General features: G+C 33.2%; 12 protein-coding genes. All 12 read left to right on the forward strand.

All coding sequences use genetic code 11. The features are described from left to right. The 12 genes from I7804_RS08780 to I7804_RS08835 all read left to right on the forward strand — a co-directional run bounded on the left by I7804_RS08780 (nucleotide 1) and on the right by I7804_RS08835 (nucleotide 14,828). Nucleotides 1-426: a hypothetical protein gene (locus I7804_RS08780; protein ID WP_248402955.1), complete on the forward strand. Its 426-nt coding sequence runs from the start codon at nucleotides 1-3 to the stop codon at nucleotides 424-426. After that, on the forward strand, nucleotides 419-1,828 hold the full coding sequence (locus I7804_RS08785) for a hypothetical protein (RefSeq protein ID WP_248402957.1): 1,410 nt from the start codon (nucleotides 419-421) through the stop codon (nucleotides 1,826-1,828). The genes I7804_RS08780 and I7804_RS08785 overlap by 8 nt, the downstream gene beginning before the upstream one ends. An 11-nt stretch (nucleotides 1,829-1,839) precedes the next feature. Then, the gene (locus I7804_RS08790) at nucleotides 1,840-2,148 is read left to right on the forward strand and encodes a hypothetical protein (protein WP_248402958.1); all 309 of its coding nucleotides are present in this window, start codon (nucleotides 1,840-1,842) and stop codon (nucleotides 2,146-2,148) included. A 960-nt stretch (nucleotides 2,149-3,108) separates the two neighbouring features. Continuing rightward, the gene (locus I7804_RS08795; RefSeq protein WP_248402960.1) at nucleotides 3,109-3,714 is read left to right on the forward strand and encodes a hypothetical protein; all 606 of its coding nucleotides are present in this window, start codon (nucleotides 3,109-3,111) and stop codon (nucleotides 3,712-3,714) included. 20 nt (nucleotides 3,715-3,734) lie between these two features. Beyond that, nucleotides 3,735-4,193 (forward strand): hypothetical protein, encoded by a 459-nt coding sequence (locus I7804_RS08800; protein ID WP_248402962.1) that lies wholly within the window; start codon nucleotides 3,735-3,737, stop codon nucleotides 4,191-4,193. 471 nt (nucleotides 4,194-4,664) lie between these two features. Beyond that, nucleotides 4,665-6,404, forward strand: a complete 1,740-nt coding sequence (locus I7804_RS08805; RefSeq protein WP_027218046.1) for a transposase — start codon at nucleotides 4,665-4,667, stop codon at nucleotides 6,402-6,404. A gap of 14 nt (nucleotides 6,405-6,418) precedes the next feature. Then, nucleotides 6,419-6,649, forward strand: a complete 231-nt coding sequence (locus tag I7804_RS08810; RefSeq protein ID WP_027206638.1) for a hypothetical protein — start codon at nucleotides 6,419-6,421, stop codon at nucleotides 6,647-6,649. Continuing rightward, complete coding sequence (locus I7804_RS08815) at nucleotides 6,649-7,383, forward strand: hypothetical protein (protein WP_248402964.1); 735 nt, start codon at nucleotides 6,649-6,651, stop codon at nucleotides 7,381-7,383. Before I7804_RS08810 ends, I7804_RS08815 begins: the two co-directional genes overlap by 1 nt. A gap of 740 nt (nucleotides 7,384-8,123) precedes the next feature. Then, entirely contained in the window at nucleotides 8,124-8,549 is a 426-nt protein-coding gene (locus I7804_RS08820) for a hypothetical protein (RefSeq protein ID WP_248402967.1), read from the forward strand. A gap of 14 nt (nucleotides 8,550-8,563) precedes the next feature. Continuing rightward, entirely contained in the window at nucleotides 8,564-10,210 is a 1,647-nt protein-coding gene (locus I7804_RS08825) for a UvrD-helicase domain-containing protein (RefSeq protein WP_248402969.1), read from the forward strand. A gap of 2 nt (nucleotides 10,211-10,212) precedes the next feature. Beyond that, entirely contained in the window at nucleotides 10,213-13,155 is a 2,943-nt protein-coding gene (locus I7804_RS08830) for a UvrD-helicase domain-containing protein (protein ID WP_248402971.1), read from the forward strand. Between the two features lie 155 nt (nucleotides 13,156-13,310). Next, nucleotides 13,311-14,828, forward strand: coding sequence for a hypothetical protein (locus I7804_RS08835; protein ID WP_248402973.1), 1,518 nt, complete (start codon nucleotides 13,311-13,313; stop codon nucleotides 14,826-14,828). Nucleotides 14,829-14,846: the final 18 nt, after the last annotated feature.

Below are 14,846 nucleotides of genomic sequence, written 5' to 3' on the forward strand. Positions count from 1 at the left end.
ATGAATAGAGAATATGAAGTTATACAAATCAGTGTGTATGTAGATGCAGTTTATACAATTCTTATGGAACATAACGATATTAGCATTGTACAACTTGTGTTCTATTCATATGTTTTAAATAAGACTCGTTTTTTTGAGAAGGGTATATACACTGCAAATACTAAAAATGATATTGTAAAGAAACAAATATCAGTTATTAGTGGTGATTTTGAGGGCTTTTCAAATGCGATTCCTTTTATTCTTAAAGCTATACATATTATGAATAAATCTGGAATCATTTCAGTAGAAGATAAATATGTTCATCTTATTAACAAAAAATATAAAAGTATTTATGCAAAACTCAGCAACTTTGAAAAGAAAGCGATTACTGAAAGTAAGCGATGGAGTGATAAGCGGTTCATAAAGGAGGTCTTGCACTGTGTTTAAAATTTGCAGCATTACATTGATTAGTTCTAAAGGTGAAGAATATGTATATAAATTCAATTCAGGAATCAATTTCTTTAGGGGGTCAAATGATACTGGAAAGACAGAGTTTTATAAGTTTATCGATTATATGTTTGGATCATCTTCGGATATTAATACTAATGACTGGAATAATGGAACTGTTGTAAAAGCAGTTATGGAAATAATAAACGATGAAAAAAAGTACAGATTCACAAGAACTAATTGTGTAGAAGAAAATTATTTCTGTGACAACAATGATTATGAAACAGAGGCTATTGGTATTGATGAATATAGAGATTGCCTTGGGAATGTTTTTTCTCATAATGAAGATGAGTTGCGCAGATTACGAGACTTTACAGGAGAAAATTATACATATCGTACATTTACAATGTTTAATTTTTTAGGAGAGAATGGTCAGGGTGAAACGTGGGATTTTTTAGACAAGTGTAGAAATATAAAATACGCTATTAAGCTCGGACCGATCCTCGATTATATTTTTAATGAAAACGTTAGTAATATTGAAAAAATATTAAACGAACTGGAAGAGTTAAAGGAGATATTACGTAAAAAGGAAGCTGAACAAGGACAATATTTTTATAATATTGAACAAGTTAATAATAATTTGCTAAAGCTAAATATTGATATTAAATTCAATGGTAATAATGTCGAAGATGTACTGAAATCATTACAAGAAAGAGAATATGAATTAGATTATTCTCATGAAAATATTAGGAATACTATAAGTGAATTGGAAGTCATCTATAGTAATATTAGTGAGCAAATAAAAACTTATGAAACAACAGTATCAACGTATGAACATACTAAAAAGGAAAATGAGAACAGAGAGAAACTCTTGACCAATTTAGCGGGGCTGGTAGAAGAAAATCCAGAAATGTCATATTTAATAGAACCAATAAACGGCTTGTTAAAAGATGTGGAAAATAGTATATCATTTAGTAAATATATTATAAGTGATGAAACAGTACTTGCTTTAAGAAAACAACAAGCCAATATTAGACATGCAATGAGACTTCTTAATTCAAAATATAGATTTTATTCTATTACTGATAAAGCTAAAGCGGTTGCTTTGATACGCGAATATTTAAGTATGAATATAAAGAACAATATTTCTGATATAGAAGAATTAAAAAAGCGTATTTCTGATTTGAAAAGAAAATTACGTACTTTACGTGCTTCGGATAACAAGGAAAAAATAGATGTGTTTTCCGATGTAATAAATCAGTTATATAGTAGTGCTGTTGATGCATCGCCTTTTGTAAAATTTGATTTAGAGCATGATGTAAACATAAAATATATAAAAAAGGGGAATAGATTACAAACAACAAAATCTGATAATTATTTGAGTGAAAAGATGTTGAAATAAATAAAGGAAGTATGGCAAGACATACACTAATTCAGTTATGTGGGTACCTTGCTTTTTTGAATTTATTTGTTTCTGAAAAGAAATATCCTATTGTTCCGATGTTTGTAATTGATCATATCTCAAAGCCCTTTAGCAAAGATAATTCTAAAGCAATTGGAGCAGTATTTGAAGAATTTTTTAAAATCTGTGATAAAGAAAACGTCCAGGTTATCATGTTTGATGATTGTAGTGCTAGTGATTTAGGCATTGACAATATTGACGAAACAAATTTGGTAGAAAGAAATAAGACTGGATTCAATCCTTTTTATAGTGCTCACTAAATCATAGTTGTCATCTTAAAAAACTGCATTATGAATCTGTTCATACAAAATGCAGTATTTTTAACTTGGAAAACTGATAATTGTGTCGCTGCATTCGTAAAAACGTATTAGATACTTAATGATTTATGAAAACTGGCTGGTCTCAGTAATATGAGACCAGCCAGACTTTTTATTCACATAAATATGTGTCATAAAGCATTAATAACGCCAGAAAATGAAGATCTTCTATGGTTTTTACATCATAGAGAGTTGGGGTTATAAGACTTTTGTATTTATTATTTTCATTACTTATATGTTTGGACATATTGTAGCAGCAACATGAATAGAGCTGTTTTTGATTGCCCTTAATGAGGAATAAAAGCCCTGCCATTGGAAAATGAGATCCAATGACAGGGGGGGTGGCGTATCTGGAGGGGAATAGTAGAAGTGGCTATCATCGAGAGTTAATTAAAAGCAATAACAAATTAGCAATATTCAGGTAGATTGTGCTAATAAGAACGACGATAATAGTAGTGAGATGATATTATTGTAAAAAGGGTTATGGAATTTTAAGAAATAGAAAAATTGGTGTAATAGCGTAGTACAGTTACGTGTCCTAAGTGTTATGCGTAGAAGGTGTTATAGTGATACGATTTGGCCGGAATAATTACGGCCTATTAATGCTGTATGCTATTTGTAGTGAAAATATATTATGAGTTTAAAACAAAAATATAAGATCAGAAAAAACGATTTGATATATCTGTATGTGTTAAAGACTTTGCTCCTCAATAAACGTAAGGAACATTTGGACTTTTATACTACGGATTATAGTCAATAGATTTTGGTCAACAAAAATCATCAAAACTATTTGAAGAAAAAATTGCGTTTTGATAATATTACGTCAATTGAGATGGCCATCTTCAAGAGAATAACAGTGATAATGGATAGTAGAACAAATAGATAATACAAGGAGAATGTAAAATGAATTTTTATGGTCATGATGTTCAGTTTGAGTATAGTATTTACGAAGTAGGAGAAAAAGAGGGAGCGCGTTATAGATTTGATACGATAGAAGCAGTTGATGCTTTCGTGCTAGAGGCTAGATCGGATAAAAGGAATATAGGAAAAAAAGAATCCCTTCAATTGGTCATTGATGGCGATCCGGATGATGAAACTATGGTTTTGGAATACGAGGATATTCAGCCATCACCATTATCTTTTAATGAAAAGGCTCTGTTATTACAGGATATTCCTTTGCAATTGGGATGGGATATGACTTTTTGGCCGACATGCCCAATTGTAAGAATTAATGTAGTGGTGGAAGGAAAGAATAAATGGAAGACATTTATGATTGATGACATCGATTCATGCGAAGAAGCCATTGCTAGTATGAATGAGTATATTGCTGGATTTGGAGAAGAAGTATTAAAGAGAAATTCTAAAGTATACGCCTATGTTGCACCTAACAATATGATAGGCGATCAACGTCTGGTTAAAGCGTTCAGAAAAATATTGCTTTTTGAAAATGGGTATCGTCTACTTGATTTTTATGATTATTATTCTTTTTTCTTACTTCATGTGAGATGATATCGAACAAGTACGCTACTTTGAGTTATATATATTCTTACTTTAACAAGGATGCTGATAATAAAAACAGGGAAATCTATGGACCTGAATATAGAAACGTTATGGTTGCTCTTAGTAGAGAAATGGCAGACAAAGAAGTGGATGATACATACTTGGATTTATCATGCATATTGTTAGAAGAATGTAATGTAACTGCTTTGGAAGAATATGATTTAGGCAATTCTTCCGATGATTCTCATCTTGAAGATGCTTTATTATTATCAGACTTTATAGTTGTGATAGTTGATAAAGCGTATATAGAAACAAGTGAGTTTGATGAAGAAGTTGTTCCGTTAGCTAAGAAACTAAAGACTGTACTTGTGTATGCTGATGACACAAGATTATCAGAAGATAAGATGAGTCAGTTGGGAGAATATATAGAGTACATCCCTGGCATTACTAAGGTTGATGAATTAAAAGCATTTCTTCAGATTGGATAAATTAAACTGGGAGCGCAGATACTTTCGTACGGTTAGTCATTTTAGGTATGGAATTGCGTCTGCGCTTCTGCTTTATTCGATTAGCTTATAGATGTGGATGATTTTAAACAACCTTTATCAAGTGAAAGAATGAAGAGTAGCTGGCTAGAATGGAAGTATATGATTTACGTTTTGCTGCAAGGAGCCGTTTTACGTTTTGCTGTTTTACTGTTTGATAGGTACGATAGTGACGATGATAGATATTTCTATGAGCATTACAAAGGGGAGAGTTATTATTCTTCACAATATTCAAACCCTGAATTTCCATAGGATTTCCGACTAAAAGGGATTCCGCCTCAAAAAAGGCGCTTTGAAAATCGAAAAAACTCAGTAAAAATGCGCGTTTGAGCCTGGTTTTTGTTGCCGAAAATGGCTTCCTGTGGTAGAATATATTTAGTAGGAATTCCGACTAAAACTACAGGAGGAAAACACATGTATCTGGATGCTTATGTGAAGGTGCCTGAGGTAAAGGGAAAGATAACTTTCAGGACGAAAGGCAACACAACATATGTCGAGTTTGAGTATGACAGAGTCTATAGCACTGAGAAGCAGTATACAGATGTAAAGCGAAAAACGATAGGAAAGCTTGCTGATGAAGATAAGCGTATAATGCGGCCAAATGAAAACTTCATCAAGTTTTTCCCTGACACTGAGCTCCCAGAAGAAAGGGACAGATCATCAAGGAGCTGTGGGCTACGGATCGGTACATGGGTTGTTATCAGGAAGATAGTTAATGAATATAAGCTCACTGAGATCCTAGGGAGATATCTTCCGTGGAAGGATGTGGGGCTGTTTCTTGATCTTGTGGCATACTCAATTATTGAGGAAGATAACCGTGCCCAGCATTATCCTGCGTATGCCTATAGTCACCCTCTCTTTTCTGAAGGTATGAGGATATATAGTGATTCAAAAGTCAGCGAGTTCCTCAATACTATGGATGCAGATACCAGTGTCATGTTCCAGAATGACTGGAATGCGGAAAGGAATCACCGGGAGAGGATATATTTTTCATACGATTCAACATCTAAGATATGTGAAGCTGGAGACCTCAGGATAGTAGAAGTCGGTCATTCAAAGGAAAATGTAGAGACGGATATTTTTAACTACGCAATTGCCTATGACACAAAGAACCGGGAGCCACTTTTTTACGAAATATACCCCGGCAGTATCAATGATATGTCACAGTTCCAGTGCACTGTGGAAAAGGCTAAGGGCTATGGATATAAGAAGATAGGATTTGTTCTTGATAGAGGATATTTTAGTAAGGATAACATCTATCAGCTTGAAGATAGCGGATACAGTTTTGTCATGATGCTTAAAGGCAAGGCTGATCTTGTACAGAAATGGGTGCTAGAGAATAAGGGATCATTTGAAACGAGCAGATCGTGTAATATACCTGCTTATCAGGTCTATGGGAAGACCATTGAGAAGAAACTATTTGGGACAGATAAAAAGCCAAGATACATACATCTGTATCACAGTTCATCGTTGGAAGCAGATGAACGTACCGGCGTAGAGAAGAAGATAAATCAGCTTACGGCTTTTCTTAACAGTCATATAAATCAGTTCAGGGATTTTGGACCTGGAATGGAAACATACTTTGAACTGCACTATGACGAGAATGCAAAGAAGACTGGAAAGAAAGATAAGGACACAGCAGATAGTTCAGCAAGGAAGTTTGTGTTTTTTGAAGAAAAGATGCCTGTTATAGAGCTGGAACTTAAGCTTTGCGGATATTTTGTTATTGTCACATCAGAAAAGATGACAGCAAAGGAAGCGCTGGAAATCTATAAAGGGAGGGATGCATCCGAGAAACTGTTTTTATCAGACAAGACTTTCCTTGGCAATCACTGCTTAAGGATTGGTTCTGATGAATCAGCCACATCTAAGATCTTCATCGAGTTTGTTGCGCTGATAATAAGAAACCGTATGTACAACTATCTCAAGGATGAGATGAAGGAAATGGCTACCAAGCCTAATTACATGACAGTTCCTGCTGCAATAAGAGAGCTGGATAAAATCGAAATGTCCCGTCAGCTTGATGGGGTATACAGATTTGACCATGCAATAACAGCGAAGCAAAAGACAATACTCAAGGCATTTGGACTTACTGATGCAAATGTAAAATACAGGGCGCAGGAAATAAGCAAGATGCTTGAGATGGCAGATTGATGGAGGGTGATGATATGGCTAGAATGACATCGATGGATGCACTTGAAACTAAGATAGAGAAGGCACAGGAACAGGTGAGCAGAACGAAGAAACAGTATGATGCTGCTCTTGCAAGACTTAGTGATCTGTTGGACAAACGGGATGCGCTCAGAAGGGATGAACTTGTAAAGGCAATCCTAAAGAGCGATAAGACATATGAGGAAGTACTGGAGTTTCTTGGCTCCGGCCAGGAAGAGGCAGAATGATGACTGATCAGACAGAGATAATTGTCACGCTTTTGAAGGAACTTATAGATAAAAACGGACCCGAGTATCTTTTGGAGAAACCTTATGATGCTTATAAAGAACTGAACAGATATATGGGAGCAGACAACGCGGTTACTGCTGCGATGCTTTGTTTTCTGGTGAGCGGGCTTGTGAGCGATGCAGAGAAAGGCTGTGAGCCGGAGGAACTGTCAAAGGCTATACAGAAGAAATGCTGTTTCAACAAGAAAATGTCGGATCTGCTGTCAAAGATCTTCTGTGTACTTTATTCGGAAGGAAACAAGACAGAGTGGAAAGCAAAAGACAGTGAAGGGCTATCGAAGTTCCTGAAACAGGAGCATACTTTCAGATGGGAAGGATGCTCTGTCTGGGATGCAGGGAATGGTACAGTGGACTGTTACTATGATGCGGACATGGTATTGAAGCCGACTAAGGAAGCCGGGAAAACAGATGGTCTGAAGAGTATGCTAAAAAAGAATCCATTTGTTACGGCAGATGCGATTTATAAGTTTTATGAAAAGGAACTATGTAAGTACCTCGACCATGAATTTGAAGAGTATTGCACCTGCGATGATTATTACCAACCGGTGGTTGAAGATTTTGAACTGGAATATGATGTGAAAGCCTGGGCAAAGAAAAATGGATTCAATGTCATCTCATGCAATGGAGATGGTAGAGATGACGGATATGAGCCCAAGTTCAGAAGAGGTTGGTAAGAGACAAAAGACGACTTTTAGTCGGAAAAATCGTGGAAAATGAGGCAAACCCTAGAGGCAACTGAATATAAAGTATGAGCAATATAAGAGTAAACTATTATAATGTGAATTGTGCACAATGGAGCAAAAATTATTCTAAAGTCTAGGGGTGCTAGAAAATTCAAGGGAAACTAGCAAGTTTAATGCTGATTTTTGAGCTTTTGGCGTTTGGTAGAATTGCACAAAAATTCGTTGACTTCGTATAAAGCAAGTGATATATTCGTAATAGTCTTAACTGCTTAGTTGAACTGACATATACAAGACTTAATAAAGAGGTGAATTGTATTATGAAATGTTGTAACTATCAAGGGATATCAACTAAGAACAGGCCATATTCGACTCTTTTCTGCTAAATAATGTGGTTGTTATCTTATATATGCTTTATGTTTTGTGTGTTGGCAATATGGCTCTTTTGAATTGATATCTTTGAAATATAATAGCTAAAGGATTTTTAGCTGTTTTTTTTTGGGCAATATTATTCCACTGATATATATTCTCACAATACATATATTCTAATTATTGATTTATAAAGTAATTCATATATAAGGGTGAACTACTATTAATAATTCAATATAACGATAATATATAAAATATATTATTGGTGTATTTTGGCTTGTTTGTATTATTTATGTTCTTTTTTCATTTTAATATAATAAAAGATTTATAATTATAATAATTACTAATACTAAATGGAGATATTTATGAAGAAAGACATTGTTATTACAGATTGCTTTATGTATAGCGTTTTTAAGCTGAGTGTAAATGAAAGAAAGCAAGCTACAAATACGATAAAACAGATGAATCAGGATATTTCTACGCCATCGCTTAAAGTCCATGCAATAGATAGAGAAAAGTGTGATTCTAAATTTAAAAGTGCAAGGGTTAGTAGCGATATTCGATTGATTTTTTATTTGGAAGGGAATAGCTGTTTCTTACTCTACATAGATCATCATGATGCTGCTTATGACTGGTGCGAAGGGAAGTATTTTAAAAAGACGGATTTTGGTGCGTCGTATATTTTTGATGTAATTAAGGAAGAAAAATTATTATCCGAATTTGGCGAGAATGAGCAGAATTTGGATGTTAGTGAGGGCGAAGGCGTTTTAGAAAAAATGGGATCACATTAAAAGAATTGATTAAATTGGGTATAGCAAAAATACATGCAGGTAATTTATTAACAATAGATGATGATGAGCGCTTTGTTGAATATATTGAGATTTTTCCTGAAGAACTGCAAGAAGCATTGATGGATTTGTATGCTGGGGAAAAGAAATTTGATGTTGTTTATAATGAGTTGAAAGATAATGAAATTCAAGATGAAAATAAAATTGATATAAGTCAAAGTTTGCTTCAAAAAGATACTAAAAGAAGATTCTATGTTACTCAAAGCATGGAAGAATTAGAGTATTTGATGGAAAATGAATCATTTGATAAATGGACTATTTTTCTGCATCCATCTCAGGAAAAGTATGCCAGTATTCATGTTAATGGTCCTATGCTTGTTGAGGGCGGACCTGGAACAGGAAAAACCGTATTGGGAATTCATAGAGCTGCTTTTCTGTCGGAGAATGTCTATAAAGCGCAAGATAACAAGAAGATATTATTCTGTACTTATAGTAAGAAGCTTGCGAGATATATTTCAGATAACATAGATAAATTATTTACGCAGAGAGGAATAACAAATAATGTTGATGTTGTAGGTGTAGACGCTTTTATAGCACAACAGCTTGGACACAATACTCTTGCTGTTTCGATGGAGAAGTTCAATGAGCTAGCTAAGTTTATATATAGCACACAAAGATGGAAGTATTCATTTGATTTTTACATGTATGAGTACTTTCAGATTATTGAACGTTATGGAATTGTTTCGCTGGAACAGTATCTTAAAGCAGATAGAACAGGAATGGGTGTTGGATTAAACGAAAACAATAGAAAGGCTGTATGGGAATTTTTTAGGAGACTTTATGAAGAACAGAGGAAAAGGGGAATAGCTACATTTGTAAATAGAGCAGAGAAGTTGTTGTACCTAATAGATAAGAATGAAATATCCCCAACTTATGATGCAGTTATTATTGATGAAGCACAGGATTTGGAACCGTGCAAATTAAGAGCTGTTATTTCCTGTGTAAAATCAGGCTCTGATTCTGTAATGATATTGGCTGACGATAACCAAAGAATATTTAATTTGCGTTCTTGGAAAAGTGATGTTGGAATTAACATTGTTGGTAGAACGCACTATTTATATTTGAACTATCGTACCACCAAAGAAATAAGTGATTACGCTACTGCAGTTTTATTTAAAGGCGAAGAGAAAAATGAGTATATGAAGAGTTACAAGTCAATAGTAAAAGGAAATGACCCTGTTGTTCAGGGATATAAGGATGAGGCCAGGGAAAGAGATGCTGTTGTTGCAACTATTGCAGGGCTTATACAACGAGGAACAGAACCTAACCAAATCTGTGTGGTATTTCCGAATACTAATGAGTTAAGTAAATTTGAGAGTGTTTTAGATAAGCATAATGTTGATCATATGTTTTTGAAAGATGATGTTATACCTCAAGATTCTAATGGGGTTTGTCTATGCAATGTTTATGGAATAAAAGGTTTGGAATTCCGTGTTGTAATTATATTTGCAGCAGAAAAATATGGCAACTGGATAACTAATAAGTATGAGAATATTGGTGATCCAGAAGCAAAGAAGAAATATTTAAAACAGGCTGACTGTGCTAGATTTGTTGCTGCGACAAGAGCTAGAGATGAATTATACGTCACATATACAGAGGGATAAAAATGGTATTTCCAAAATTTGATTTTCATGGTAATTCAGTAGGAGAAGATGATATTTGGGATAAAATGAGGCAGTATTTACCTCAGAATTACGTATCTTTTCATAATTATTTATTGGATACTCAAGAAGTAGATTGGATTTTATTAGTCCCTGATTTTGGGGTGCTTATTATTGAAATTAAAGCATTTTATCCAAATAATATTGTTATTGCAATAGATAATAATAATATTCTGCTTAGTGATGGTACTATGGAGTATTCACCGTATAAGCAGGCACAGCGCTATTGGAAGAAATTGCTGGAGATGACAGCTGATAATCCGGATTTGAAAAAAGTTTATATCGCTAGAGCTGCTTGTTTCCCATTCCTTACAAGGAAAGATATAGCAGATAAAAAACTTACACGTATTTGCGCTGATAAACTAATTATTTCAAAGGAGGACTTGGTAAATTTTAGCTCTCTTTCATTGAGAATAGAGACTATTTTTAGGACAACATATGAAGTGAGTCTTCCTGGTGCACTGGATTATGGCTTTAATGAAGAGATAAAAAAAGAATATGCAAACTTTATTTCTGATGGTTGTATGGATGAAAATGACGATGAAATAATACAAGAAGATGAGGTAAAGGAAGCTGATTATTCTATTATATGTGTAAAAACTAAAAAAATAGATGAAGGAAAAATAGATAAATTATTCAATTCATGGAAACATGGCACGAAAATTTTCTTTTTTACAAAAGTTCGAGAAGATGCTGAATTGCTACGAAATAAAATTTGTGAATATATTAAGAGCATAGGTGAACTAGATAGGCTATGTTCTAAGGGAGACATATTTAATTGTTACATTGATAGTTGTACAGAAATTATTGATGACTTTGAAATAACAAATGGAGATAATCTCGAGTATTATTGGGAAAAGTTAGAGCACCTGGGAAGTATTGTTTCTTTCAATGCAGAACAATACAGGGTAGAGCATCTTAATACTGAAGATATCATCGTGAAAGCTGGCGCAGGAACGGGAAAGACGTACCTTTTAGTTTCTCGTATAGCATATTTATGCTGGAGAAAAAAATACGATGAAAATGATATTTTAAATAAATTAGTGCTTATTACTTTTACGAATGATGCAACTGATGAGATGAAGTCAAGACTTGAAGCTTATTTCAATAAGCTTTTTGTCTTAACATATAATCCTTTATACTTCAGCTATGTTGAGAGTATAGAGAATATGAGGATAAGTACAATTGATTCTTTGAGTTTAAGCATTATTAAATCGTATGCATACTATTTAGGATTGGGAACGGAGCTTTCGATTACTAATGCAACTCTTATAAAAAGAGATGCTATCAGAAATTTGATTAATTCAGTTATCGAAAATGGAGATAGCACGAGTTTATTGACTAGTTATCAATTGCAGAAGGTAATAGAAGAAATAATAAATAAGTTTGAAAATAGAAATGTTGACCTTAAGACTTGTAAAGAAACATTTTTTAATGATGAAATGCTTGGCAATAATGCCATTTCGAAATATCTTAAAGCTATACCAGAAGCTGTAGAAAGTATTGAAGAGGAATGCGAAAAGAGAAATAGAATTACTACAGGACATATAATAGTCTATCTGCATAGATTAGCAGCAATGATGAGTGAGGGTAAAATTGTTCCTAAGAAATCGTTGAATATTGAACATGTATTTATAGATGAATTCCAAGATACAGATGATACCCAGATTCAGCTAGTTGCATTGTTTAAGAGATTTTTTAAATTCAATCTGTTTGTGGTTGGAGATGTAAAACAGAGTATATATAGATTTAGAGGAGCAGATGATGATAAGGCATTTACTACGCTAGAGGAGAAACTGGGATATTCAATAAAAGAGTATCCTTTAAAAAAGAACTATCGAACCAATAGTCAATTGTTAAACTATATGGATGGTGTTTTTGAAAAAATATCTGCTAAAAAGTTATTAAAATACTCTAGAGATGATAAGTTACAAGGTGTTATTAATCCAGATGTTCCGGCTAGTGTTATTAGTATGAATATTGTTACCGAAGAAGAGCGAGAGCATAGAATAGTTGAGGTAATAAAAAGATTTGAGAAAGAATGTTGTCAAAACGATGACAGAAGGAATAATAAAAAGAAGTTAGGAATATTGGTAAGACGAAGATCTGAGATACTTAAACTAAGAGAGATTTGTTCAAATAATGGAATTAAAAACATTGATATCGATATCGGAGGTAAGTTATATAAGACTGAAGCAGCAATAGATTTATATAAATTGATATTAGCTCTTAGAGACTGCGGAGATGTTGGTGCTGTATATAATCTTTATTCAACAAATTATGTAAATGAACAATTAGACAAAACAAAATTGATTAGAAAAAAAGATGGGTTGCTGGAATGCTTCTATAGTGAATTGCCTAGTACGTTAATAAAGTGGAATGATTATTTGAATAGACTGAAAATTGAGCCTATTTTAAAAATTCTTAAGGAAATTACCGAAGATATTAAACCTTGGGATATCTATGCCTCAAAGATGAACAATGATACATCATTGGAAAAAGATGCTCTAGCAGTAAGCTATAAATGTAACTTAGATAAAATGTTCGAAAAAATCGCAATAGATTTTGAAGGAGATTATCTTACTTTGAATTCATTGATTGATTATCTATCAATAATGATAAAAACAGAGCAGGAAGAAGAAGAACGATCAATTGAAGAAGAATCTGCTATTCAGTGTAGAACTGTCCATAGAGCCAAAGGAAAGGAATATGATTGGGTATTTATGCCTTTTAGCGATATACAAATTACTGGTGGTGGAGCGGGAAAACAATCGGATTTTATAATTGATGAATTTGGCTTTGGATATCGTATTGTTCTAAATGTGGATGAGGAATCTCAGAAGATAGATTCTTTATCTAACCCATTCTATGAGAATAGAAAAAAATAGAAAGAAATGATCAAAGTTGCGAAGAAGCAAGAATTCTTTATGTCTGTTTAACAAGAGCTAAAGAAAGTATCATTTATTTAAAAAAGATATCAGATAAAAAAACAAAAGGCTTGAAGTGGCAAGATTTATTGTGATTGGAGGATAAGAGTTTCTTCATGGAAAGAGAAATGATGTTTAAGTGGAATAATTCACCAAGAATAATTACATATAATGATCCTAAACAGATTTTTATGTCTGTAGATCGTGAATTAATTAAAAGGCATCCACATGTATGTGCATCTGATACCTTAATGCAGGGGCTAGAAGAAAAATATGGAAGAGACTCATTTTCTATTATTGGTGCAGTTAGTCAGTTTACTAATTGTATTTTTTCAGGAGGTTTAGATAGAGCCACTGATAACTTGCAGCTCTATTTAAATGTGTCTGATGCGATAGATTCACTTAATTCGAATGAAAGTAATTCGGGATTATCAGATTATTGCAAAAAAGCGTTCAATCATAATAAAGCTTCAATTATAGAAGCAGTAAAACTTTTAGTATATGCGAATGCAGATGAGAATTTTGAAACGTATTGCCATAATGAAGAACAGAAAGCATTTTTTAATAATGTATATCTTAAAGTGAAAAATGATTATAGAAAAACCTTTGATAACATTATTGAAAATGTATCTAAAGAAACAATTAGAGCTTCTATGGAAGCAGTACTAATAAACGAAATAAATTATCAGTTAAATAGAGATTCTAAATTATCAATTAGAACAGTGGATGATGCAAAAGTTTTTTTAGCCGAAGTATGTAATAAAGAGGATACTAACGCGTGGAATAAGAAAAAAGCAGCTGATTATCTAAAAGTAATATATGAATTAGATAATTATGATTATGGTACATTTGTATTTCATGGTATCTTAAGGTTTACACCAGAAATAATAAAAACGCTGGAAGTGCTTGATAGAATAGGAATCCGTATAATCTTTCTTTTTAATTATGTCGATAATTTGGATAGTATATATGGCGTATGGAAAAAGGCATATGAGTGGATAGATTCGGACTTTGAGAATATAAGTTCGCTTAATTTTAGTCGAGGTACAGACGTCGGAAGAAGAATAGCTGATGTTTGTAGCGGAAATAGAATTAAAGATAATTCTACTGCACAGTTTAGAGAATATAGATACTTGACAGAATTTACAGACAGAATAAGAGATGAGTATACGTGCGCTCAAAAAAGAAATAAAAATAATCCATTGAGTAGTATGGAAGTTCAGTTCTATGCAGTTAAGCCTGACAATGTAAATGATATTTTGAGAAATTATTTCCCAGATCAATTTTCGGATAAACCTTTTATGGCATATCCTATTGGACGGTTTGTAAAAGGTATATATTCCATGTGGAATTTCGATGAATCAAGAGTTGAGATTGATTTCAAGGAATTAAAAGAATGCTCAGTAGTTGGAATAGGGCATGACAATTTAAAAATGTCAGAAGTAATTGACATGCTTCAGTTGTATTTTAAGGGATTAAAAGAAGTTGATGAAGTATTATCTCGTGGGCAGGAGCTAATTTCAAGGAGAAAAGAAATTAGCGAGAAAATGAACAACAGTGGAAATATTTATCTTTTACACATTATCAGAATCAGATATTCAAAGTTTTTTAATATTTATAAGTACAATAAATAAAATATCTAAAAAATTATT

Origin of the sequence: Butyrivibrio fibrisolvens, from assembly GCF_023206215.1 — a bacterium.
Lineage (GTDB): Bacteria > Bacillota > Clostridia > Lachnospirales > Lachnospiraceae > Butyrivibrio > Butyrivibrio fibrisolvens_C.